The 22,132-nt window shown below is 60.2% G+C and carries 34 protein-coding genes; 24 read left to right on the forward strand and 10 right to left on the reverse strand.

Annotated features, from left to right (window positions below; all coding sequences use genetic code 11):
* Window positions 1–6 precede the first annotated feature (6 nt).
* The 8 genes from AC13F2_RS16420 to pspF all read right to left on the reverse strand — a co-directional run bounded on the left by AC13F2_RS16420 (window position 7) and on the right by pspF (window position 8,130).
* On the reverse strand, window positions 7–585 hold the full coding sequence (locus AC13F2_RS16420; RefSeq protein WP_196847890.1) for a thymidine kinase: 579 nt from the start codon (window positions 583–585) through the stop codon (window positions 7–9).
* A gap of 72 nt (window positions 586–657) precedes the next feature.
* The gene (gene rbfA / locus AC13F2_RS16425) at window positions 658–1,053 is read right to left on the reverse strand and encodes a 30S ribosome-binding factor RbfA (protein ID WP_482964810.1); all 396 of its coding nucleotides are present in this window, start codon (window positions 1,051–1,053) and stop codon (window positions 658–660) included.
* Window positions 1,053–1,463 carry a PaaI family thioesterase gene (locus tag AC13F2_RS16430; RefSeq protein WP_482964809.1) on the reverse strand — a complete coding sequence of 137 codons (411 nt, stop codon included), beginning with the start codon at window positions 1,461–1,463 and terminating at the stop codon, window positions 1,053–1,055. The genes rbfA and AC13F2_RS16430 overlap by 1 nt, the downstream gene beginning before the upstream one ends.
* A complete protein-coding gene (gene infB / locus AC13F2_RS16435; protein ID WP_397491030.1) occupies window positions 1,463–4,015 on the reverse strand; it encodes a translation initiation factor IF-2 in 2,553 nt (850 codons plus the stop codon). The genes AC13F2_RS16430 and infB overlap by 1 nt, the downstream gene beginning before the upstream one ends.
* Window positions 4,016–4,065: 50 nt before the next feature.
* Window positions 4,066–4,764 carry a DUF448 domain-containing protein gene (locus AC13F2_RS16440; protein WP_196847887.1) on the reverse strand — a complete coding sequence of 233 codons (699 nt, stop codon included), beginning with the start codon at window positions 4,762–4,764 and terminating at the stop codon, window positions 4,066–4,068.
* Window positions 4,745–6,406 (reverse strand): transcription termination factor NusA, encoded by a 1,662-nt coding sequence (gene nusA, locus AC13F2_RS16445; RefSeq protein ID WP_103024230.1) that lies wholly within the window; start codon window positions 6,404–6,406, stop codon window positions 4,745–4,747. The genes AC13F2_RS16440 and nusA overlap by 20 nt, the downstream gene beginning before the upstream one ends.
* Window positions 6,406–6,972 carry a ribosome maturation protein RimP gene (gene rimP, locus AC13F2_RS16450; RefSeq protein ID WP_103024229.1) on the reverse strand — a complete coding sequence of 189 codons (567 nt, stop codon included), beginning with the start codon at window positions 6,970–6,972 and terminating at the stop codon, window positions 6,406–6,408. Before rimP ends, nusA begins: the two co-directional genes overlap by 1 nt.
* Window positions 6,973–7,107: 135 nt before the next feature.
* The gene (gene pspF, locus AC13F2_RS16455) at window positions 7,108–8,130 is read right to left on the reverse strand and encodes a phage shock protein operon transcriptional activator (protein ID WP_103024228.1); all 1,023 of its coding nucleotides are present in this window, start codon (window positions 8,128–8,130) and stop codon (window positions 7,108–7,110) included.
* Between the two features lie 167 nt (window positions 8,131–8,297).
* Between pspF and AC13F2_RS16460 the strand changes: the two genes are divergently transcribed.
* From AC13F2_RS16460 to AC13F2_RS16520, 13 genes are all read left to right on the forward strand, one after another.
* Complete coding sequence (locus AC13F2_RS16460; RefSeq protein WP_221598721.1) at window positions 8,298–8,450, forward strand: hypothetical protein; 153 nt, start codon at window positions 8,298–8,300, stop codon at window positions 8,448–8,450.
* A 2-nt stretch (window positions 8,451–8,452) separates the two neighbouring features.
* Window positions 8,453–9,343 carry a phage shock protein PspA gene (gene pspA, locus AC13F2_RS16465; protein ID WP_397491197.1) on the forward strand — a complete coding sequence of 297 codons (891 nt, stop codon included), beginning with the start codon at window positions 8,453–8,455 and terminating at the stop codon, window positions 9,341–9,343.
* 3 nt (window positions 9,344–9,346) lie between these two features.
* Window positions 9,347–9,643, forward strand: a complete 297-nt coding sequence (gene pspB / locus AC13F2_RS16470; protein ID WP_103024226.1) for an envelope stress response membrane protein PspB — start codon at window positions 9,347–9,349, stop codon at window positions 9,641–9,643.
* Window positions 9,640–10,017: an envelope stress response membrane protein PspC gene (gene pspC / locus AC13F2_RS16475; RefSeq protein ID WP_103024225.1), complete on the forward strand. Its 378-nt coding sequence runs from the start codon at window positions 9,640–9,642 to the stop codon at window positions 10,015–10,017. Before pspB ends, pspC begins: the two co-directional genes overlap by 4 nt.
* Before the next feature lie 23 nt (window positions 10,018–10,040).
* Window positions 10,041–10,349 carry a hypothetical protein gene (locus tag AC13F2_RS16480; RefSeq protein WP_103024224.1) on the forward strand — a complete coding sequence of 103 codons (309 nt, stop codon included), beginning with the start codon at window positions 10,041–10,043 and terminating at the stop codon, window positions 10,347–10,349.
* Window positions 10,349–10,657 (forward strand): hypothetical protein, encoded by a 309-nt coding sequence (locus AC13F2_RS16485; RefSeq protein ID WP_196847886.1) that lies wholly within the window; start codon window positions 10,349–10,351, stop codon window positions 10,655–10,657. Before AC13F2_RS16480 ends, AC13F2_RS16485 begins: the two co-directional genes overlap by 1 nt.
* Window positions 10,657–10,971, forward strand: a complete 315-nt coding sequence (locus AC13F2_RS16490; protein WP_482964808.1) for a hypothetical protein — start codon at window positions 10,657–10,659, stop codon at window positions 10,969–10,971. Before AC13F2_RS16485 ends, AC13F2_RS16490 begins: the two co-directional genes overlap by 1 nt.
* Window positions 10,968–11,255 (forward strand): hypothetical protein, encoded by a 288-nt coding sequence (locus tag AC13F2_RS16495; RefSeq protein WP_103024221.1) that lies wholly within the window; start codon window positions 10,968–10,970, stop codon window positions 11,253–11,255. The genes AC13F2_RS16490 and AC13F2_RS16495 overlap by 4 nt, the downstream gene beginning before the upstream one ends.
* Window positions 11,256–11,290: 35 nt before the next feature.
* Window positions 11,291–11,515, forward strand: coding sequence for a hypothetical protein (locus AC13F2_RS16500; RefSeq protein ID WP_247714544.1), 225 nt, complete (start codon window positions 11,291–11,293; stop codon window positions 11,513–11,515).
* Complete coding sequence (locus AC13F2_RS16505; RefSeq protein ID WP_222827850.1) at window positions 11,512–11,688, forward strand: hypothetical protein; 177 nt, start codon at window positions 11,512–11,514, stop codon at window positions 11,686–11,688. The genes AC13F2_RS16500 and AC13F2_RS16505 overlap by 4 nt, the downstream gene beginning before the upstream one ends.
* Before the next feature lie 41 nt (window positions 11,689–11,729).
* Window positions 11,730–12,137, forward strand: coding sequence for a SufE family protein (locus AC13F2_RS16510; RefSeq protein WP_221598724.1), 408 nt, complete (start codon window positions 11,730–11,732; stop codon window positions 12,135–12,137).
* A 6-nt stretch (window positions 12,138–12,143) separates the two neighbouring features.
* Window positions 12,144–12,494: a YbaN family protein gene (locus AC13F2_RS16515; protein WP_103024219.1), complete on the forward strand. Its 351-nt coding sequence runs from the start codon at window positions 12,144–12,146 to the stop codon at window positions 12,492–12,494.
* Between the two features lie 72 nt (window positions 12,495–12,566).
* Window positions 12,567–12,725, forward strand: a complete 159-nt coding sequence (locus AC13F2_RS16520; protein WP_103024218.1) for a YqaE/Pmp3 family membrane protein — start codon at window positions 12,567–12,569, stop codon at window positions 12,723–12,725.
* A gap of 36 nt (window positions 12,726–12,761) precedes the next feature.
* Here AC13F2_RS16520 and AC13F2_RS16525 read toward each other — a convergent pair whose 3' ends face one another.
* Together AC13F2_RS16525 and AC13F2_RS16530 are read right to left on the reverse strand one after the other, a co-directional pair.
* Window positions 12,762–13,280 (reverse strand): sterol desaturase family protein, encoded by a 519-nt coding sequence (locus tag AC13F2_RS16525; RefSeq protein WP_482964807.1) that lies wholly within the window; start codon window positions 13,278–13,280, stop codon window positions 12,762–12,764.
* 52 nt (window positions 13,281–13,332) lie between these two features.
* Complete coding sequence (locus tag AC13F2_RS16530) at window positions 13,333–13,758, reverse strand: acyl-CoA thioesterase (RefSeq protein WP_103024216.1); 426 nt, start codon at window positions 13,756–13,758, stop codon at window positions 13,333–13,335.
* A 91-nt stretch (window positions 13,759–13,849) separates the two neighbouring features.
* Here AC13F2_RS16530 and leuC point away from each other — a divergent pair, with 91 nt between their 5' ends.
* The 11 genes from leuC (at window position 13,850) to AC13F2_RS16585 (ending at window position 22,128) form a co-directional block, all read left to right on the forward strand.
* Window positions 13,850–15,301, forward strand: coding sequence for a 3-isopropylmalate dehydratase large subunit (gene leuC, locus AC13F2_RS16535; protein WP_482964806.1), 1,452 nt, complete (start codon window positions 13,850–13,852; stop codon window positions 15,299–15,301).
* 13 nt (window positions 15,302–15,314) lie between these two features.
* A complete protein-coding gene (locus tag AC13F2_RS16540; protein WP_103024214.1) occupies window positions 15,315–15,473 on the forward strand; it encodes an isopropylmalate isomerase in 159 nt (52 codons plus the stop codon).
* Window positions 15,474–15,543: 70 nt separating this feature from the next.
* Complete coding sequence (gene leuD, locus AC13F2_RS16545) at window positions 15,544–16,134, forward strand: 3-isopropylmalate dehydratase small subunit (RefSeq protein ID WP_482964805.1); 591 nt, start codon at window positions 15,544–15,546, stop codon at window positions 16,132–16,134.
* Window positions 16,135–16,146: 12 nt separating this feature from the next.
* A complete protein-coding gene (locus AC13F2_RS16550; RefSeq protein WP_482964804.1) occupies window positions 16,147–17,145 on the forward strand; it encodes an NADPH:quinone oxidoreductase family protein in 999 nt (332 codons plus the stop codon).
* 67 nt (window positions 17,146–17,212) lie between these two features.
* Window positions 17,213–17,539, forward strand: coding sequence for a DUF1476 domain-containing protein (locus AC13F2_RS16555; protein WP_103024211.1), 327 nt, complete (start codon window positions 17,213–17,215; stop codon window positions 17,537–17,539).
* A 5-nt stretch (window positions 17,540–17,544) separates the two neighbouring features.
* Window positions 17,545–17,778, forward strand: coding sequence for a BolA/IbaG family iron-sulfur metabolism protein (locus AC13F2_RS16560; protein ID WP_103024210.1), 234 nt, complete (start codon window positions 17,545–17,547; stop codon window positions 17,776–17,778).
* Window positions 17,779–17,812: 34 nt separating this feature from the next.
* The gene (gene grxD, locus AC13F2_RS16565; RefSeq protein WP_103024209.1) at window positions 17,813–18,142 is read left to right on the forward strand and encodes a Grx4 family monothiol glutaredoxin; all 330 of its coding nucleotides are present in this window, start codon (window positions 17,813–17,815) and stop codon (window positions 18,140–18,142) included.
* Window positions 18,143–18,500: 358 nt separating this feature from the next.
* The gene (locus tag AC13F2_RS16570; protein WP_482964803.1) at window positions 18,501–19,283 is read left to right on the forward strand and encodes an NUDIX hydrolase; all 783 of its coding nucleotides are present in this window, start codon (window positions 18,501–18,503) and stop codon (window positions 19,281–19,283) included.
* Window positions 19,284–19,421: 138 nt separating this feature from the next.
* Complete coding sequence (locus AC13F2_RS16575; protein WP_196847876.1) at window positions 19,422–20,432, forward strand: LacI family DNA-binding transcriptional regulator; 1,011 nt, start codon at window positions 19,422–19,424, stop codon at window positions 20,430–20,432.
* Window positions 20,433–20,669: 237 nt separating this feature from the next.
* Window positions 20,670–21,260 (forward strand): carboxylesterase family protein, encoded by a 591-nt coding sequence (locus AC13F2_RS16580; RefSeq protein WP_482964802.1) that lies wholly within the window; start codon window positions 20,670–20,672, stop codon window positions 21,258–21,260.
* Window positions 21,253–22,128 carry an endonuclease/exonuclease/phosphatase family protein gene (locus AC13F2_RS16585; protein ID WP_482964801.1) on the forward strand — a complete coding sequence of 292 codons (876 nt, stop codon included), beginning with the start codon at window positions 21,253–21,255 and terminating at the stop codon, window positions 22,126–22,128. Before AC13F2_RS16580 ends, AC13F2_RS16585 begins: the two co-directional genes overlap by 8 nt.
* Window positions 22,129–22,132 lie beyond the last annotated feature (4 nt).

Genomic DNA, 22,132 nt, shown 5'->3' on the forward strand with positions numbered 1-22,132 from the left:
GCCTGCCTAGCGCGCCAGCGCTTGGCGGAAATGCTTTCGGCACATGGCGACATAACGGTCGTTGCCGCCGATTTCCGTCTGTGCACCCTCGATCACGGCGTCGCCTCGCGCATCGACGCGCAGGTTCATCGTCGCTTTGCGACCGCAATCGCAGACGGCTTTCATCTCGATCAGCGCGTCTGCCAAGCCCAGCAATGCGGCCGACCCTGCAAACAGTTCGCCCTGGAAATCCGTACGCAGGCCGTAACACAGGACAGGGATGCCCGCATCGTCCGCCAGCCGGGCAAGTTGCCAAACCTGATCCTTGGTCAGGAATTGCGCTTCGTCCACCAGTACACAGGCGATCGGGCTTTCCGAATGATCGGCAAGAACGCGCGTTTCGATATCGGTGTCGACCTCGAACCGGTGGGCATCGCTCGATAATCCGATCCGGCTGGAGATCGCGCCGAAGCCCGGCCGGTCGTCGAGAGCCGCAGTCCACAACGACACGCGCATGCCACGTTCGCGATAATTGAATGCAGCCTGCAGCAGGGTGGTGCTCTTGCCCGCATTCATACTGGCATAATAGAAATACAGCTTGGCCATCGACTGGCTCTAGCCTGCGCTCAACGGGCAGTTAAGATCGGTTTCAGGCGAGACGTCCACAATCACCTCGCGTTAGTCGTCGTCGAGGTCGCGTGCGACCTTGGGATCGGACAGCAGCTTTTCGATCCGATCGGCTTCGTCGAAGCTTTCGTCGGGTTGAAAGCTCAGCTTCGGCGCGAATTTGAGGCCGAGCCGCTGGGCGACTTCCTTCTGAAAGAAAGCCGTATTGGTACGCAGCGCCTTCAACACGGTCGCCTCGTCTTCGCCCAGCAACGGCTTTACATAGGCCTTCGCGTTGCGCAGGTCGGGCGTCATGCGCACTTCGGTGACCGCGATATTGCTTGCCGAAAGCACGTCGTCATGCGCCTCCCCGCGCGCGAGCAGTTCGGACAGGATATGCCGCACCCGCTCACCCACCTTGAGTACGCGAACCGATTGCTGTTCGGGGGTGGACTGCTGGCGGACCATCACTTCTCTCCGGTAGGACGTGGGGTGGGAATGGCGGTGCTGGTCGACCGGGCGAGAAGCCGGTTCTCGCCATCGAACAGTTCGCCTTCGAGGAAAATCACCTTGCGCCCGCGCCGCACCACCCTGCCCTTGCCGATCAACGGGCCAGCCGGGACGGGCCGCAGCAGGCTCATGGAGATTTCCAGATTGAGCGGTGCTTCCTTCTGATTGGTGGCCCAGACATGTGCCCAGCCCATCACCTCGTCGAGGAAACCTGCGACCAGGCCTCCCTGCACGCTGCCGCGCGGGGTGATGAAGGTTTCGGGAGCAGTGAAGCGGAGCGTGATTTCCTCACGCTCCGCATCGAAATGATCGAACTCGACGCCCATCAGTTCCGCATGGGCCGCGCCGAGAGCGTGTTCGGACGCCATTACAGGGTACGCTCACGCTCCTCGACTTCGAAGACTTCCAGCTGGTCGCCAGCCTTGATGTCGTTCGTGTCGGCAAGCACCACACCGCATTCCAGACCGGCGCGGACTTCATCCACATCGTCCTTGAACCGGCGCAGCGAGGCGATGGTCGTGGCCGAGACGATGACATCGTCTCGCGTGAGGCGTGCATGCAGCCCCTTGCGGATGACGCCTTCCTCGACCAGCAGGCCGGCGGCCTTGTCCTTCTTGCCCGAACGGAACACTTCCTTGACGGCGGCACGGCCGACGACATGCTCGATCCGCTCCGGACCCAGCTCGCCTGCCATCTCCTTGGCGATTTCCTCGGTCAGGTGATAGATGACGTCGTAATACTTCATCTCCACACCGTCGCGCTTCACCAGCTCGCGTGCCTTGGCATTCGGGCGTACGTTGAAGCCGATGATCGGCGCGTTCGAGGCAGCGGCCAGCGTCACGTCGCTCTCGGTGATCGCACCCACGCCTGCATGCAGCACGCGGACCTTGATCTCGTCGTTCGACAGATTGTGCAAGGCAGAGGTGATCGCTTCCACCGAACCCTGCACGTCGGCTTTCACCAGCACGGGGAATTCGATGACATTGGCGGCCAGGTTGTTGAACATCGTATCGAAACTGGTCGGGGCAAGCGCCGTGCGCTTTTCCGTAGCCTTTTCCTGACGATATTCCGCCACTTCACGCGCACGCTGCTCGTTTTCGACCACGGTCAGCACATCGCCCGCACTCGGCACGCCGCCAAGGCCCAGGACCTCGACCGGCATGGAAGGCCCGGCCTTCTTGATCTGCTTGCCCTGATCGTCGACGATCGCACGGACACGGCCACTCTGCGTGCCCACGACGAAGGTGTTGCCACGCTCCAGCGTACCACGGGTCACCAGCACGGTCGCTACCGGGCCGCGGCCCTTGTCGAGCTGCGCTTCGATCACGGTGGCCTCGGCCATACGATCGGGATTGGCCTTCAGTTCGAGCAGTTCGGCCTGCACGCTGATGGCTTCGAGCAGCTTGTCGAGACCGGTCTTTTCCTTGGCCGAGATTTCGACATCCTGCACATCGCCCGACATCTTCTCCACGATCACTTCGTGTTCGAGCAGGCGGTTGCGGATGTTGTCCGGATTGGCTTCCGGCTTGTCCATCTTGTTGATCGCCACGATCATCGGAACGCCGGCAGCCTTCGTGTGATTGATGGCCTCGATCGTCTGCGGCATGATGCCGTCGTCGGCGGCCACCACCAGCACCACGATATCGGTGATGTTCGCACCGCGCTGGCGCATCTGGGTAAAGGCAGCGTGGCCAGGCGTGTCGAGGAAGGTGACCAGATCGCCGCTCTTCGTCTTCACCTGATAACTGCCGATATGCTGCGTAATGCCGCCGGCTTCGCCCTTGACGACATTGGCGCCGCGAAGCGCGTCCAGCAGGCTGGTCTTGCCGTGGTCGACATGGCCCATGATGGTGACGACCGGAGGGCGCGCCTTGAGCGTTTCTTCCGGATCGACATCTTCGTCGGCCGCAATATCGACGTCCGCTTCGGACACCTTCTGGATGGTATGACCGAACTGTTCGACGAGCAGTTCCGCCGTATCCTGGTCGATCGTCTGGTTGACGGTAACCATCATGTCGAGGTTGAAGAGTTCCTTGACGAGATCGGCCCCCTTCTCACCCATACGCTTGGCCAGTTCGCCGACCGTGATCGCCTCTGGGACGATAACGTCGCGTACCTGCTTTTCGCGCGGCTTGCTCGAGCCACCGCCCTGCATCCGGCGTTCCTTTTCACGGGCACGCTTCAGTGCGGCGAGGCTGCGCGCACGGCGGCCTTCATCCTCGTTGAGAGCCTTCTTGACGGTCAGCTTGCCCGAACGGCGCTTGTCCGGCGTTTCGGCCTGCGCACCGCGGGCGGGCTTCTCTTCCTTCTTCTTGCGCTCGGGCTTCTTGATCTCGGGTCGCGCGACCGGTGTGAACCGGCGCGGAGCAGGCGCAGGCGTTGCCGACGAGGCTTCCTCTGCCGGTGCCTCTTCGGCAGCCGGAGCGGGTACTTCGGGCTCCTTCTCGGCCTTCTCTGCCTGTTCAACCTTCTTCGGCTCTTCGGCGGCCTTCTTGGCCGCTTCTTCCTCGGCCTTGCGGTTTTCTTCCGCCCGCTTCTTCTCGTCTTCTATTGCCTGCCGGGCCTGCTCTTCCTCGCGCTTGCGCGCTTCTTCGGCCTGGCGCAGCCGGTCTTCCTCGGCTTCGCGCTGAAGCCGGGCGACGCGTTCCTGCGGCGTCTCGTTCGACGGGGCAGGCTTCTTCTTGACCTCGGGCTTTGCAGCCGTCGGGGTCGGCGCAGGAGCCGGCGCGGGCTCGGGCGCCGGCGGCGGAGGTGGCGGCGCGGGCGGCGTCTCGCCGGGCTTAACAAGCTTGCGGCGGCGCTTCACCTCGACCGCCACCTTGTTGGTGCGGCCGTGGCTGAAGGTCTGCTTGACCTCACCCGGTTGCGCGCCCTTCAGGGTAAGCGGTTTGCGGGCTGGTTTCTTGTCGTCGTCGCTCATTCTTGCTCGTTTCTCTTCGTATCAATCGTTCAATTCGTCGCTGGCGCTCGCTAACGCGGCGCCATACCGGCAGGGAATTCCTGTCCCAGATAATGCATGAGGCGCGTCAGGGGCTTGATGACCCTGGTAGCCGATGCATCCTCGGCCAGCGCCAAATGGACGACATTGTCGCGGCCCAATGCCACAGACAAAGCGTTCCGGTCCAGAGGCAGTTCGAGGCCCCGTTCTCCGGACCCTTCCGCCTCGCGTCCGACCCGCCAGGCCTGATCCAGCTTCTTGCGCCCATCTTCGCTTGCATCGCTGGCGTGCAGCAACAGGACCACAGCCCCGCCGCGCGCCGCCTCGGCAATGCGCTGCGTACCTAAGATAAGACCTCCGACGCGCATTTCGAGCCCCAGTCGGTCCAGCAGCACGCGCGTCAGCGCATCCTGCACCATCTGGGGCAGCGTCTCGGGAATTTCCAGGTCGCCCGTCTTGAAGGCGCGCGACAGCCCGCCCTTCAGCTTGCCATTGGCCAGCGCCGCTTCCAGACCGGCACGGTTCTCACCGACCCAGGCCCCGCGACCCGGCGCCTTTTCCTGCGCATCGGGCAGGACAAGGCCGGACGGCGAAACAGCCAGCCGCACGAGTTCCTCGCGCGGGCCGGTCTGCCCTGAAATGACGCAGCGCCTTTCGGGCTCGGAAGCTTTCCGTGCCTTGGGCGCTTCGACGATGTCGGAACTCAGGCTCTCATTGGGTGGAGTCCGCATCGGCGGCCTCCTGCTTGTCGGTCGTCTCGGCAGGTGCCGGAGCTTCCTCTTCGTCTTCGAACCAATGGGCGCGGGCAGCCATGATGATTTCGTTGCCCTGCTCTTCGGTCAGGCCATATTCGCCCAGCACGCCGCCCTTGTCCTGCTCGCGGACCGAGGGACGCCGCATCGGCGGACCGTCGGCATTGTTGCGGCGACGCGGGGCTTCGCGCTTCTTCTGGATGAGTTCGTCGGTGGCAAGATCGGCCACGTCGTCCAGCGTCTTGAGCCCTGCCTTGCCCAGCGTGACCAGCATGGCCTCGGTCAGGTGCGGAAGTTCGGCCAGCGCGTCTTCCACGCCCAGCTCGCGGCGCGCCTCGCGGTGCGCTGCTTCCTGGCGATCGATGGCTTCCTGTGCGCGGCTCTGGAGCTCTTCGGCCAGATCCTCGTCGAAACCTTCGATGCCCGCCAGTTCTTCCAGCTCGACATAGGCGACTTCTTCGAGTTCGGCGAAGCCTTCGGCAACAAGCAGCTGCGACAGCGTTTCGTCGACGTCGAGTTCCTCTTCGAACATCTTCGAACGCTCGGCAAATTCCTTGCTCCGCTTTTCCGAGGCTTCTTCCTCGGTCATGATGTCGATCTGGTTGCTCGTCAGCTGGCTGGCGAGGCGCACGTTCTGGCCGCGGCGACCGATGGCCAGCGAAAGCTGGTCGTCGGGCACGACGACTTCGATGCGGCCATCTTCCTCGTCGAGAACGACGCGGCTGACGGTGGCGGGCTGCAGCGCATTGACGATGAAGGTCGCGCCATCTTCCGACCAGGGAATGATGTCGATCTTCTCGCCCTGCAGTTCCTGCACGACGGCCTGCACGCGGCTACCTTTCATACCGACGCAGGCACCGACCGGATCGATGCTGCTGTCGTGGCTGATCACGCCGATCTTGGCCCGGCTGCCCGGATCGCGGGCGGCTGCCTTGATCTCGATGATGCCGTCATAGATTTCGGGCACTTCCTGCGCGAACAGCTTCTTCATGAAATCGGGGTGCGCGCGGGACAGGAAGATCTGCGGACCGCGATTGTTGCGTTCCACCTTGGTGATCAGCGCACGCACGCGTTCGCCGACACGGGCGGCTTCGCGGGGGATCTGCTGGTCGCGGCGGATCACGCCTTCGGCGCGACCGAGGTTCACGATCACATGGCCGAATTCGACCGATTTGATCACACCGGTGATCACTTCGCCTGCGCGATCCTTGAATTCGTCGAACTGGCGCTCGCGCTCGGCATCGCGGACCTTCTGGAAGATCACCTGCTTGGCACTCTGCGCATCGATCCGGCCGAGGTCGACCGGGGGAAGCGGATCGACGATGAAGTCGCCGATCTTGGCGTCGTCCTGCAGCTTCTGCGCAGCCTTCAGATCGACCTGCTTGAAGTAGTCTTCGACTTCCTCGACCACTTCGACAACACGCCACAGGCGCAGATCGCCGGTCAGCGGATCGAGCTTGGCACGGATATCGTTTTCGGCGCCGTAGCGGTTACGGGCAGATTTCTGGATCGCTTCTTCCATCGCTTCGATGACGATCGCCTTGTCGATCATCTTTTCCGAAGCGACCGAGTTTGCGATCGCGAGGAGTTCAGCCTTGTTGGCGGAAATGGCGCTGGCCATCAGTCGTCTGCCTTTTCTTCTTCGGTTTCGACAATTTCGTCGGCACCGCTCGTGTCGAGCGGCTGGGTGGCGGCAATAAGTTCGTCGGTCAAGACAAGCTGTGCCGAATGAATCTGGTCGCGGGGAATGGAAACTTCCCCTGCCTTGCGATCATCGATCGTGACCAGGTCGCCATCGATGCCCTTGAGAGAACCGCGCAGATTGCGCTGGCCGTCATATCCCTTCGCCATGGAAATCTTGGCTTCGTGCCCTGCCCAATCGGCGAAATCCTTCGCTCGGGTGAGCGGGCGGTCGATGCCTGGGCTCGACACTTCGAGATGATAGGCGCCCGCAATCAGCACTTCGCCTTCTTCTTCCAGCGCGTCCAGCCGTTCGGACACGCGGCGCGACAGGGCCGCACACTGGTCGATCACAAGCTGGCCCGTCGCCGGGTCTTCGGCCATGATCTGCAGCGCCTCGCCGCCGTCGCCGGCTTCGGACGGCATCATCTTGACGCGCACGAGATCAAATCCGAGCGCCTTTGCCTCGGGTTCGATTACTTCGGTCAAGCGTACCAGGTCGGCCATTCAGTCTCCATTTGCACATGCCAGGCGACAATGGGGTTTCGTGCCGGCCCCTTGCGGCGCCAGCCCCTCCAGTGTCGCGACAATGTCGGGATGCGCAGCCAGATAGGCGCGAGTCTTGCGAAAAGCAAGCGGCGATCAGCTATCGTCCGCCAGCGCGTGCTTCTTTATACAATGGCGCAACTGATCGTAACTCAGCCCCAGCGCCTTGGCTGTCTGCCGCTGGTTCCAGCGATGCTTGCCCAGCGCATGCTCCACTATGGCGCGCTCATGCGCATCCACGGCCGAACGCAGATCGTCTACATGATCGAAATCAGGCGGGCGGTCGGCGGGTGCATTGACTTTCGCAGCCGCTTTCTCGGCCCGCGGTTCCGGCGACACGGGCTTCCAGGGGCTGTCGAAAGGATCGAAAACCACGTGCCCGATCGGCTCGCTCCAGTCGTCCCAGCGATAGATTGCGCGTTCCACGACATTTCGCAGTTCGCGTACATTGCCGGGCCAGTCGTGCTTTTCCATCTGTTCGGCGACATGGGGCGCGAAGCCCGGCCAGCCCTCCCAACCCAGTTCGGCAGCCATGCGGCGGCCGAAGTAATCCGTCAGGACATGCACATCCCCTTCGCGCACGCGCAGGGGCGGGAGGGTAATGACTTCGAAACTGAGCCGGTCGAGCAAGTCGGCGCGGAAATCGCCGCGCTCCGCTTTTCTGGGCAGGTCCTCGTTGGTGGCCGCGACAATACGGACATCGACCCGCGTCGGACGACTCGATCCGATGCGCGTCACCTCGCCATATTCGACTGCTCTCAACAGCCTCTCCTGCGCACCCATCGACAAAGTGCCCAGTTCGTCGAGAAAAAGCGTCCCCTTGTCGGCTTCCTCGAACCTGCCTGCCCTTGATCTGGTAGCACCGGTGAATGCCCCCGCCTCGTGCCCGAAAAGCTCGGCCTCGATCAGCGTTTCAGGCAGCGCGGCGCAGTTCATGGTGACCAGTGGCTCGTCCCATCTGGTAGAAAGGCGATGCAGACGTTCCGCGATCAGTTCCTTACCCGTGCCCCGCTCGCCAATGACGAGCACGGGCCTGCGCATTGGCGCGGCACGGCTCGCCCGCTCGACTGCGTCGAGGAAGGCTCCAGATTGGCCTATGAACTGGTTCTCCCGCTCCATGGACCAATATATAGGAAAATACCCCAAGGATTGGCAACAAAAACCATCGCCTCTCTGTTGCAGTGCCTCGCAACGCTCGGAAATCCGCCATTTTCCGGGTTTGGCACGCCCTTTGCTGAACAAGGGATAACAGCAATCGGTCACCTGACCCAAGGGAGGCACCCCGCATGTACAACATCAACTTCTTCCGCAGCCAGCTCGGGCAAGCTGCCATCGCGAGCATCGCGGCCATGGCCACCTTCGTCGTGCTGAGCTCGCATATCACGGTCACCACCCCCACCCCCACCGTGGCCGCCTACGAACAGGTCGAGATCGCATGACCCTGCCCCCCGACCACGATCCCTTAGGGCCGGAGCGCCACTCCCCCGACAGTCCCCGCGGCAGTGATGCCGACGGCGCTTCGGCCCGCCCCCGCTTGTCGCGGATCGAGGAAGAGGTAGAACGGCTGCGCCGGTCGCCGACACCGACCCGCGACGCCGGACGGTCCAGAGGATCGGACTTTTTTGCCAATGGAGCACCTTTAATGGGCATTTTCAGCCGCACCCGCGACATCATCGCCGCCAATTTCAACGACATGCTGGACAAGGCGGACGACCCCCAGAAGATGATCCGTATGATCATCCTCGAGATGGAGGAAACGCTGGTCGAAGTCCGCGCGAGCGCCGCCCGTACCATCGCGGACCAGAAGGAGATGCACCGCCACACGGTCAAACTCGACAAGCTTCAGGCGGACTGGAGCGAGAAGGCGCAACTCGCCATCTCGAAGGACCGGGAGGATCTTGCCCGCGCCGCCCTGGTCGAAAAGAAGAAGGCAGTCGACATGAGCGAGCAGCTCAAACAGGAGATCGCCGTCCTCGACGATGCGCTGCGCGCCTATGAGCAGGACATCCAGAAGCTTCAGAACCGCCTTCGCGAAGCGCGGAGCCGCCAGACGGCGATTGCCGCGCGCCTCGAAAGCGCGGAGAACCGCGTCAAGCTTCGCAGTCTGATGACGAACGAACGGGTCGACGATGCACTTTCGCGCTTCGATCAGCTCGAACGCCGCGTCGACTACGCCGAAGGCCGCGCCGATGCGCTGAGCATTGCCGACAAGTCGGACAAGCCCAGCCTGGCCGACGAAATCGCCGCCCTGGAAGGTGCCGACGCGATCGACGACGAACTCGAACAGATGAAAAAGGCGCTCGGCAAGAACGGCGCGAGCAAGGAGGACTGATCCGTGGAAGAGATTTTTGCAATCGTGGCCATTTTCATCGGCCTGCCGTGGATCATCCTCCACTACATCACGAAGTGGAAGACTTCGGCGACCATCACGACAGATGACGAAGCCCTGCTCGAGGAACTCTACAGCCTCGCAAAGCGGCTGGACGACCGCATGGATACGGTCGAGCGCCTCGTAGCGAGCGACAATCCGGACTTTCGCCCCGCCCGCCTCGTTCATGACAGTGAACAGGATAACCAGCAGCTGCGCGAACTCGAGCAGTTGATGGCCGAGAAGAAAGGAAGCCTGAAATGAACAGCCCCCGCACCACGCTTTACCGCGACAAGCAGAACGCGAAGTTGATGGGCGTATGCTCCGGCATTGCCGACTATACCGGCGTCAATGTCTTTTGGGTCCGTCTCGGTCTGGTTGGCCTGACCTTCATGTCCGGTGGTTCGACCATCCCGTTCTACTTCATTGCCGGCCTGCTGCTGAACAAGAAGCCGTCACATCTCTATGTCGACCGCGAAGAGCAGACCTATTGGCAGCGTGTTCGCCAGAACCCGAAGCGCACTGCCCGCGAAATCCGCGCGCGAATGAAGGACGTCGATCGCCGCCTTGCTGATGTCGAAACCTACTATGTCAGCAGCAATCCGCGCCTCAACGCCGAGATCGAACGGCTGCGCTGAGCAAACAGAGGGGGAGAAGCAGAATGGAAAACATCGGCGTTTTCATCCCGATCATCGCCCTGATGATCCCGATCGTCGCGATCTGGACGAAGCACCAGCAAAAGCTGGCCGAAATGAACGTCAAGACCACTGCGCAAGCCACTGCAGAAAAGGCCGCGCAATACGCCAGCAAGGTCCACGACCTTGAAGACCGGGTGCGCGTGCTCGAACGTATCGTGACCGACAAGGGCTACGATGTCGCCACCCAGATTGAGGCACTGCGCGATCAGCGCACCGTCGAAGGAGCCGACAGCGGGGTGCCGCTGAGCATCAAGACAGGGGAGAAGGCATAATGGAATTCCTTTCCGAAACAACGATCATCGCAGGCGTCGGCATCATGACAGCCGGGTGGCTGATGACGACATGGATGCGGATCAAGAATGGTTACCCGCTCGAAAACAGCTGGGGTAAGGCAGTCTATCCAAAGAACGACCAGGCCGTCGAACGGGTCAAGTTGCTGACGCAGGAAAACGCTGAACTGCGTGCCGAACTCGGTTCGCTTAAGGATCGCCTCGGCAATGTCGAACGGATCGTGACCGACAGCGGCTATCATCTGACGCACGAAATCGACCGTCTGCGTGAAGGCAGGGAAACCAACTGATGGATCCCGATCTGCTTCTCATCTTCGGCTTTGTGCTGGTCATCATCCTAACCGTTTTGACCTTTGGAACGATCGCCGGGACGCGCGATCGGTTGCACAAGCTGCAGAGACTTGAGTTGGAAACGCGGATCGCAGAGGCGAAAGCTGGTGAAGCATCCAAAGGCAATTCCGATTACCGCAAACTCGAAGAACGGGTTCGCGTTCTCGAGCGCATCGCCACTGACGGCAATCATGTGCTCGCGATGCAGATCGAGGAACTGAGAGACCTTCACCAGATCGATGACCGAACAGCTTCGCGTGAGAATGCATTATGAGTTTCTGGACTGCAGTTGTGATAATCGTGGCGCTCATAGCCTTTGCCGAAATGGTGAAATCGAAGCATCGCCACGGTTCAGGACTGGGCGACGACCAGTCGGAGCGCGGGCAGCATCAGACGTTTGATCGCACCGAAGAGCGCCGCGAACTGGATGAACTGCGGGAGCGCATCAAGGTGCTCGAGCGGATAGCGACTGATAATAATTCGCTCGATGCGCGCGAAACGAAGCGCATCTCTGCCGAAATCGAAGCTCTGCGCGAAAAGCAGACCGATAGGGACTAGTTGAAGGAGGACATGAGGTGGTGTTCGAACCGACTATGATAATCGCAGGAGCCTCGCTGGTCGGATTGACCATCGTCGCTAGCGTTCTGCTCCGGGCCTGGCAGGGCTGGCTGGCTCTCAAACGCCAGGAGCTTGAACGACATTACGCGCCTGATGATGAAAAGGCCGGATCATCGCTCGGCGCGGCGCGCATTGAGATTTCCGACCTCAAGGAACGCATCAAGAAGCTGGAGGCGATCGCCAGCGGAGTGGACCTTTGAGCGTCGTCAGGACCGACGCCGCACGGGCCGGTATCGGTCTCGGCAGCGCAATTGCGGTGGCCATCAGTTGGAGCGTGCACAAGTCCATCGTGTGGGCCGCCATCCAAGGCTTCTTTGGCTGGTTTTACGTTATCTACTATGCGTTTACCCGGCCCGGCGGTTTGTCAGGTTGAGGCACATGGACGGCTGCCGCCCAGCCCGCTAAAGGCGCGCCATGCGCACGATTTCCGATATTGCAGAAGAATACGAGTTTCTCGAAGGCGACGAACGCTACCGGCTCTTGATCGAGCTGGGTCGCGACCTTGAGGAAATGCCGGGAGCGCTAAAGACCGATGCCACGCTGGTGCGCGGCTGCAGTGCCCAAGTATGGGTCTATCCAACCGGTGATGAAGGAAAGCTTCATTTTCTGGCCGATAGTAATGCAGCGATCACCAAGGGCATCGTCGCTCTGGTCATAGCGGCCGTACAGGACAAGCCTGCAACCGAAGTCGCGGAAATGGACATCGATGCTGCACTCGCCCCTTTCGATCTGAAAAACCAGTTGTCTAGCAATCGCACGCAGGGTGTGCCGAACATGATTGCCTTGGTGCAGGAACATGCCGCACGGATTGCAGCGGGGTGATCTGACGTGAGACGGCCGATCTTCAAGGGTCTGGGTATCTTCGCGGTCGGTCTCGGTGCCATAGGGGCGGTGCTACCGATCATGCCGACAGTCCCGTTCCTGTTACTGGCGGTCTATTTCTTTGCACGATCAAGCCCGGAACTCGAACAGAAAATCCTCGATCACCCCCATTGGGGACCACAGGTGAAAGACTGGCGCGACCGTCGTGCCATCAGCCGATCATCCAAGACGATGGCCATTGGCGCCATGGCAGCGGGCGCAGTGTTCACCTGGTACACCCTCGGCCATCCCTGGTACTGGATTTCCATTGGAATTCTTGTCGTCTGCGGAAGTTGGATAGCCACCCGGAACGAGTGACCTCTGGAACTGCCCCGTCGCCGATCGGTTGGTAATGCGAACGACGGAAGGGCATCAAAAGGACATTTTTCCATGGCAATTCTCATTCTTATCGCCACGATCCTGCTTCCCCCTCTGGGTGTCGCTGCAAAGCATGGACTGGGCGGTAAAGCGCTGCTGAACCTTGTTCTAACCTTGCTGGGCTATTTCCCGGGGCTGATCCATGGCCTTTACGTGAACTACGCCAAGTAACCCATTCGCCAAGGGTCAAAGAATTGCGCCGGGGCCTCAGGCTCCGGCGCTTTCGCGTATGGTCGCGACACCGGCTTCACGCTGCCGCCGGAGTTCTGCCTTGAGCCTCGCAGGATCGCGAGCCAGTACAAATCCGAAACTCACCCCGCCTTCCTTACCCACAGTCGCGTGGTGAAGCTTGTGCGCCTGCACTAAGCGCTTCGCATAGCCACGCTTTGGAACCCATTGAAAGTAACGTTGGTGGACCAGGCCATCATGCACCAGCGTATAGATGATTCCGTAGAACAATATCCCTAGCCCGATCCATGTGCCCGGCCACCACGCGCCCGATCCCAGCACCATCGGGCTGCCGATGGCGAACATGGAAATGCTTGCCACTGCGCCGACGATTGCGAAAAGGTCGTTCTTTTCGAGCAAATTGTCATGAGGCTCGTGGTGGTCGCGATGCCACGCCCAAGCGAATCCGTGCATGATGTACTTATGGCTCGCCCATGCGACCCATTCCATGGCCAACACAGTGGCAAAGACGATAAGGGCCGGGGCGAGGAAATCCATGCACCCGATATAGTGTCATGCGCCCGGCAGGCAAAGCCCGCCTGCGTTAGGACTATTCGGCAGCGTAAGGTTTCTGCTTGCGCGGCATTCCGAAACAGCGCTCTGCAACATCGCGATCGATGCGAGCGGGCCGATGGCTGTCGGCATCGATGCAGCACCACATGCTTTGCACTTCAGCCAGCACCTCTTCGCCGCGACGGATTATCGTATTGTAAAAGCTTCGGGCACCCGCGATCTTTTCCAGCACGGTTTCCGCGATGACATCGTCATGCAGAAACGCTGGTCTGCGATAGGTAATCTCGTGCTTGAGGGCGACCCATGCCTTGGTTGCGACCTCTTCTGCAGGAGCCAGCTTCTGCCAATGCGCAAGCACTGTATCCTGAACCCAGTTCAGATAGCGGGCATTGTTCACGTGGCCCATGAAATCGATATCATCGGGAAGGACTTTGATCGGGAAGAAAAATGGCTTTGCTGACATAAGTGTCAATAGAGCAGAGAAAGGTTAAGTTTGGAAGACTCTGGATTTGCCTTTTTGCGGATACGGGCTGCTTGGCTCAAGGTTCACCGCAATGGCCAGCAAACCGCGCACTCTTTACGAAAAGATTTGGGATCAGCATGTCGTCGATCGGCTCGATGACGGGACTTGCCTGATCTATATCGATCGCCACCTCGTCCACGAAGTGACTAGCCCGCAGGCATTCGAAGCCCTGCGGCTGGCTGGTAGAACCGTACGGCGCCCCGACCTTACGCTTGCGGTCCCGGATCACAATCTGCCGACCACGAAGCGGATTGCTGCAGACGGTTCGCGCCTGCCGATCGAAGATACGCAAAGTGCAGCGCAGCTCGCCGCCCTTGAACGCAATGCGCCTTCCTTCGGGATCGACTATATCGACGCCACCGCGCCCGAACAGGGTATCGTCCATGTCGTCGGACCCGAGCAGGGCTTTTCGCTGCCCGGCACCACTATCGTTTGCGGGGACAGTCACACCGCCGCGCACGGCGGGATCGGCGCCTTGGCATTCGGTATCGGGACGAGCGAGGTCGAGCATGTGCTCGCGACCCAGACGCTTCAGCTGCGCCCTTCGAAAACCATGGAGGTACGGGTGGATGGAATGCTCGGTCCGGGCGTTACTGCAAAAGACCTGATCCTGCATATTATCGGCATCATCGGAACCGCAGGAGGTACCGGACACGTCATCGAATATCGCGGCCGGGTGTTCGAGGAAATGAGCGTCGAAGGGCGGCTTACCGTTTGCAACATGAGCATCGAAGGCGGCGCACGCGCAGGCCTGATTGCGCCTGACGAAAAGGTTTTCGAGTATCTTCGCGGCCGTCCCTATTCGCCGCGGGGCAAGGATTGGGATAACGCGGTCACCTGGTGGAGGTCGCTCGCCACCGATGAGGGCGCCTATTTCGACAAGTCGGTCGTGATCGACGCTGCGAATGTTGAACCAACCGTAAGCTGGGGGACCAGTCCTGAAGACGTGGTGGCGGTAGGCGGGTGCGTCCCCTCCCCCGACAGTTTTGCCGATCCATCCAAACAGGATGCAGCGCGCAAGAGCCTGGATTACATGGGCCTGGCACCCGGAACGCCGATCAAGGACATCGCAGTAGAAAACATCTTCATCGGCAGCTGCACAAACAGCCGGATCGAAGATCTGCGTGCCGCGGCCGCGGTGTTGAAAGGTCGCAAGAAGGCGCCAAGCGTGCGGTGGGCAATCGTGGTCCCGGGTTCCGGCTTGGTCAAACGCCAGGCCGAAGACGAAGGGCTTGACCGGATATTCACCGATGCCGGCTTCGAATGGCGCGAGCCGGGCTGTTCCGCCTGCCTGGCGATGAACCCCGACAAGGTACCGCCAGGGGAACGCTGCGCTTCCACCAGCAACCGTAATTTCGTCGGCCGCCAAGGCCCCGGATCCCGAACGCATCTGGTCAGCCCGGCAATGGCTGCTGCCGCCGCCGTTACCGGGCGTCTTGCCGATGTCCGTAACCTCGCCCCTTGCCAAGACGGTGCGGCCTGACCATTGAGAACCCATGACCAAGAAGATCACCGGAAAAGCCGCCATTGCAAGTGCGATCGGATCGGCCGCCATTGCTGCCGCGATGCTTTACGCCAACAAGCGCAAGGAGCGGAAAAACCAGCCGCAGCGCCCCGGACCCATACCTTCTGGCGAGACGCCCGAAACCGATTAGTCGACCGCTTCTGGAGGGAGCTTCCCATGCTGCGCAGCATGCCATTGGCGACCATGCCGGGTGGTCGAGGATGAAGGCCGTTTCCACCATCGAGGGGCGCGCCATTCCGTTGGGCCTCAAGAACGTCGATACCGATGTCATCATCCCCGCCCACTGGCTTAAGACCGTCAGCCGCGAAGGGCTTGGTGCAGGCGCATTCGAAACCATCCGCGCGGCGCCCGGGAATCCTTTCGATGTCGAGGATTTCGCTAACGCCCCCATTCTCATCGCGGGCGACAATTTCGGTTGCGGATCGAGCCGCGAACATGCCGCCTGGGCCATGCTGGACATGGGGCTGACGGCGGTGATCGCACCCAGTTTTTCCGATATTTTCGCCGGCAACGCCTTCAAGAATGGTATTCTGGCAGTCGAGCTGCCGCAGGATCAGGTGGACCGGTTGCTGGAAATTGCCGAGCATCAACCGATTACGATCGACTTGGAAAATCAGGTGGTCACGACCCCCTTTCAGGACCGGTTCGAATTTCAGATCGATCCGTTCCGCAAGCGCTGCCTGCTCGAAGGTCTTGACGAGATCGGCCTGACGCTGGCCAGCGAGAGCGCTATTGCAGCGCACGAGATAATGCGCCGGGGCACCACGCCCTGGCTTGATAAAACAAAATAGGAGAAGATCAGCGTGAAAGCAGTCCTTTCGAAGGAGACCGGTGGCCCTGAGACCCTCGTTGTCGAGGAGATTGATATCCCTGCGGCTGGCTCGGGTGAGGTTCTGGTCAAGGTCGCCGCCTGTGCGATCAATTTCCCCGATACGCTGATCATCCGCGACATGTACCAGTTCAAGCCCCCTCGCCCCTTTGCGCCAGGCGGCGAAATCTCCGGCACCATCGAAACGCTGGGTGAAGGGGTCACCGATTTCGCCGTAGGTGACCGGGTGATGTGCGGCGTCGGCAACGGCGGCCTGCAGGAAAAGGTCGTCGTTCCGGCAGCCAAGCTGTTCAAGGTGCCCGATGGCATCGATCTGGTAAAAGCCAGCGCGCTACTGATGACCTATGGCACGACGATCCACGGGCTTAAGGATCGCGGTGATATCAAGGAAGGCGAAACGGTTCTCGTACTCGGCGCCGCCGGCGGCGTAGGTCTCTCGGCCGTCGAACTCTCCAAGGCGTATGGCTGCCGGGTCGTCGCTGCCGTCTCCACTGAAGAAAAGGGCGAAGTTGCCAGGAAGCACGGCGCCGACGAAGTGGTGATCTATCCTCGCGCCCCGTTCGATAAGGACACGTCCAAGCAGCTCGCGAATGACTTCAAGGCGGCCGTAGGCCCTGATGGCGCCAACATCGTATATGATATCGTGGGCGGCGATTATTCCGAGCCGGCTTTGCGCGCGATCGCCTGGGAAGGACGTTTCCTGGTCGTCGGCTTCCCTGCCGGCATCGCGAAAATGCCGCTCAATCTAACCCTTTTGAAAAGCTGCGACATCCGCGGTGTATTCTGGGGCGCATTTGCCGCGCGCGAGCCGAAACGTAACGAGCAGAATATTCAAGAGCTCTTCGATCTCTGGAAAGCTGGCAAAATCGAACCGCTGGTGAGCGAGACATATCCCTTGGAGCGGGCGCACGAAGCAATCGCCAAGCTCGAGAACCGCGGAGCGATCGGTAAACTCGTCGTTGTAATGGAATAAGCGCCCTTGCGGGCCGGTGGGGCCACGCCTATTCCGACCCGCAAGATTCCATCCCGAGAGGACTGACATGACCGATTTTAAAGATCGCGAACGCGGCGAAGAAGCCAAGTTTGCCTTCGACGAGGAAAATGCCTTCAAGATCGCTGCACGCCGCAATCGTCTTGTTGGCGAATGGGCTGCCGGGCTCATGGGCCTCACCGATGAAGAGACCGACGCCTATAAAAAGGCTGTCGTGCAGGCCGATTTCGAAGAAGCTGGCGATGAAGACGTCATCCGCAAGCTTCTGGGCGATCTGACTGCGGCCGAATGCGATGTCAGCGAAGCCGACATTCGCACAAAGTTGGAAGAATGCTCCGTCGAAGCGCGGCGGCAGTTCATGAGCGATCAGGGCTGAATGTAATGCCCATGGCCGCAGACGACATCGTGACGCTGATCGAAGAAGCGCTTCCCGGCGCAGTCGTGGAAATGCGCGATCTGGCGGGCGATAACGATCATTGGGCCGCCAAGGTTACGGCGCCGCAATTCGCCGGGCTGACGCGTGTCAAACAGCACAAGCTGGTTTATGATGCGCTGGGCGGGCGAATGGGGGGCGAACTGCACGCCTTGCAACTCACTACGCAAGCCCCCACCTGATCTCGCATACCGAATTTAGACAAAGGACGGACCAATGTCCGATACCAATCAGCGTATTGCCGATATTGTCGGCGCAAACGATGTCGTGCTCTTCATGAAGGGCACCCCGCTTTTTCCGCAATGCGGATTTTCCAGTCGCGCGATTGCCATCCTCGACCATTGCGGCGTCGCCTATGACAGTGTGGACGTGCTGCAAGACATGGAAATCCGTCAAGGAATCAAGGCCTTTTCCGACTGGCCGACCATTCCCCAACTCTATGTGAAGGGCGAATTCGTGGGTGGCAGCGACATCATGATGGAAATGTTCGAAGCAGGCGAACTCCAGCAGATGATGGATGAGAAGCAGGTCGCCAAAGCATCGTAGCACCTTACTACCTTCAGCCGCCTTTCCAGCCAGCAACGCACTGGCTTATGTGAAAGCGAGCTGATCTCACTCCAATTGCAGTTGTAGAACGGGAAAGGCCCGTCCGGTGGGAAACCGGACGGGCCTTTTTTCTTAGCGACGCAGGGTTAGGAGACCGTGGGTTCGGCGTCGCCACAAAGACGTGATCGAGACACGGGACATAAAGCATGGGATGTGCCAAAATTCAGGCGCGGGCGGTTGTTCTGGCCTTTCGGTGGTTAAAGGGCATTCCGCGGCATTGCCTTCTGTAAAGTTTATCGACACCGGACATCCGGCTTTAGCCCTTGGCAATGGTCGCAGTCACCGTCACAACATCATCATGAACGAACCAACCGAAATCGGCGCCGACGGCATTCCAGCAGCGACCGTGGTCATTTTTCGCAATTCGTCAGCGGATGGCCCACCTGAGATCCTGATGACGATCCGATCTCGCGAAATGGTTTTTGCCGGCGGCATGGCCGTCTTCCCGGGCGGCCGGGTCGACCCGGCAGATTTCGACCTTGGAGCAAAGATTGGCGGTCGCCTCGATCCAGACGAAGCTGCGCACCAGATCGCCGTTGTACGCGAAACGCTTGAAGAAACAGGGTTGGTCATTGGACTGACCGGCGAAATCGATGCCGATAAAGCGCGCGCCGCCCGGAAGTACCTCGAACAGACCGGTGAGCTCGAACCGGTTCTCGAACATTTCGGATGGGAACTCGATCTTGCTCAGTTAGTGCCGTTTGCCCGCTGGTATCCAAAGAATGAACGCATCCCGCGTGTCTTTGACACACGTTTCTACCTAGCCGACATCGGTACAGGCGCGGTCGAGATAGAGGCGGACCTTTCCGAAAATACGCATCTTTTCTGGACTACTGCGCAGGGCGCGCTCGATTCTGCGGAAAGGGGGGACATCAAGGTAATCTTCCCGACCCGCCGCAATCTGGAGCGCCTCGCCCTGTTCGAAAATTTCGCCGCGGCGAAGGCTCAGGCCGAAGCCATTCCCGTGAAAACGATAACTCCCTTCATAGGCGAAATGGATGGCAAGTCCTGGCTGCACATTGGTGAGGATCTGGGATACCCCGTGACGGGCGAACCGTTGAATACGGTGGCAAGAGGCTGACGTTTGGTGCTCGCTCTTCCGGACTCTTTCGTATGGCGTTGGCAATTATCGACGATGCTCGCGGCCAAATAAATGTTTCCGCTCTGCGACAGGTGGAGTTGCAAGGCAGTTCGGGTAAGATAGGATTATGGGGGACGCATGGTAACGATACGCGACGTTGCGAAAGCCGCAGGCGTGTCGGTTGCCACCGCATCGCGCGCGCTCAACGGCATGTCCATCGTCACAGCAAAAACGCGCGAAAAAATCGAAGCTGCGGCAACCGCGCTTGATTATGTTCCGCACAGCGGCGCGAGAAGCCTCACCAAGCGCAAGACCGATACGATAGGGGTTATTCTACCCGATTTATTCGGCGAGTTCTTTTCCGAGATCATTCGCGGTATCGACCTTGTCACCCATCGCGCCGGCAAGAGCTTGCTGCTGGGCAATATGCATGGGAGTGCCGAAGAAACTGCACAAGCGATCCGGGCGATGCGAGGCAGGGTTGACGGACTGCTTGTCATGCCGCCGAATTCTCGCGCCGATACCGTAGAGGCAGTGACGCGCGATATCCCCACCGTACTGCTTAACGCCCAAGGAACCGATAACGTCACTCCCTTTGTATCGGTAGACAATTATACAGGCGCGCGGTTGGTCACGGACCATCTCATCGATCGCGGAGCACGCAATATAATTCACATCGCGGGTCCTGCTAACAATCGCGATGCGCGCGAGCGACAGCGGGGATATTGCGACGTACTGGCGGAGCGCACGGGCAATGGAAGCCCATTGATATTGCCGGGCGATTTTCGCGATGATGCCGGTCGCGAGGCCGCCCGCTTGCTGCTTACCAGCGGCATTACCTTCGATGCCGTGTTTGCCAGCAACGACATGATGGCGGTCGAATTGATGAGCGAGTTGCGCGTGGCCGGTCTTCAGATCGGGAGCGATATTCTTGTCGCGGGGTTTGATGACATTCCGCTTGCCCGGCATGTGACGCCGGGCCTCACGACAGTTCATTCCGACATTACACGTGTCGGTTCGACGGCCGCCGAACTGATGCTGCGCATGATGGAAGGCGAGACGCTGGAACGGGATCAAAGTCTAATCATCGCCCCCACCCTCGCGATCAGAGGATCAAGCGGAGGAGGAGCCGGAACGGCTCGTACCTGACGAATTGACCCCGTATCGAGAACTCGAATAGGACGAACTTATTTCTATTTTCGAGTTTCTTGGAGAAAGATCGCGATGACCCGGTTCGGACGTTTTGCCGTGCTGCTAACTGCAGCATCAATGGCCACGGCTTGCGCGAGTATGCCGGGTCCCGCGCTCGCTGATGCGGTACCCGTGATCACTGGACAACACCCGCAACAGAGTCTGGAGGCAGGAGGCTACCCGTACCAGTTGTTTGTGCCCCGTTCATACGATTCCGAAGCCAAATGGCCATTGATGATTTTTCTCCACGGCTCCGGGGAGCGTGGATCGGACATCGCGAAGGTCAAGGTTCACGGACCGCCCAAGCACGCGGACATGGATCCAGACTTCCCCTTCATTCTCGTCTCCCCCTTGCTGCCTGCGGAAGAAGACTGGGATGTTGCGAAGCTGGAAGCGATCCTCGATCATATTGTGGAGACGATGCCGATAGATGAAAATCGCATCTACCTCACCGGTTTGAGCCGAGGTGGGCGTGCCACATGGCGGTGGGGAGCCGAGCGGCCCGATCTCTTTGCGGCACTAGTCCCGGTGGCTGGGCAAGGTGATCCGGCGACCGCCTGTGAACTGGTTGATGTACCAATCTGGGCATTGCATGGCGATCGGGACGATGTGGTCATTCCTGAGGGAAGTTTTGCGATGGCGCGCGCGATCAGGGCGTGCGGTGGCAATCGAAGCAGGCTGACGATCTATCCCGACCTTGGTCACAACGCATGGGACCCCGCCTATTCGGATCCCGAACTCTACCTCTGGATGCTTTCGCAGCGGCGGACTGATGCAGATGACTAGACTATATGCGGCGCTGGTGCTGATCGGCATGTTGCTGATCGCCGGCTGCATGCACGCGCCGACCGCCAAGACAGAGCGCGATGCGCAACTTGATGTGATGACCTATAACATCAGGCTCGATCTGGCATCGGATGGGCCCAATGCCTGGTCAGAGCGACGCACGCTCGTGCGCGATCTGATCCGCTATGAAGCGCCGGCAATCCTCGGCATGCAGGAGGTATTGCTTCCCCAGAAGCGCTATCTGGAAAAAACACTTCCCGCCTATTCTTTCATCGGAGTGGGCCGGGATGATGGGGAAGAAGCTGGCGAGTTTTCACCACTAGCGTGGCGGCGCGATATGTTCGAAATGACCGACAGTGGCACCTTCTGGCTGTCTCCCACACCGGATGTTCCAGGTAAGGGTTGGGATGCCGCCTATCCGCGCATTGCCGCGTGGGCCATTCTCGAACGCCGCGATGGTCGAGGAAAGCTCCGCGTCCTCAATACGCACTTCGATCATGTCGGCGCGGCCGCCCAGGTCAACGCAGCGAAACTCATACTGAACTGGATTAATGCCGGCCTTGGCAAGGGCCTGCCGACGATCGTGATGGGCGACTTTAACTCCGACCCGGACAGCGAAGCCTATCAGGTCCTGACTTCCGGCGCGCTTGTCGATAGCCGCAGCGCAAGCATCGCCCCTCCTTATGGACCACCGGGCACTTTTACCGGCTTCGATATCGCCCAGGAACCGCGCGCGGCGATCGATCACATATTCCTGTCACCTGACATTCTCGTCGATCGATATGCGGTGATCACTCAGCACTGGGGTGGCCGCCTGCCATCGGACCATTATCCGGTAAGTGCTGTTCTACGACTGCCAGACAGTTAGAGCC

Source organism: Qipengyuania sp. L-5Y (assembly GCF_056859455.1).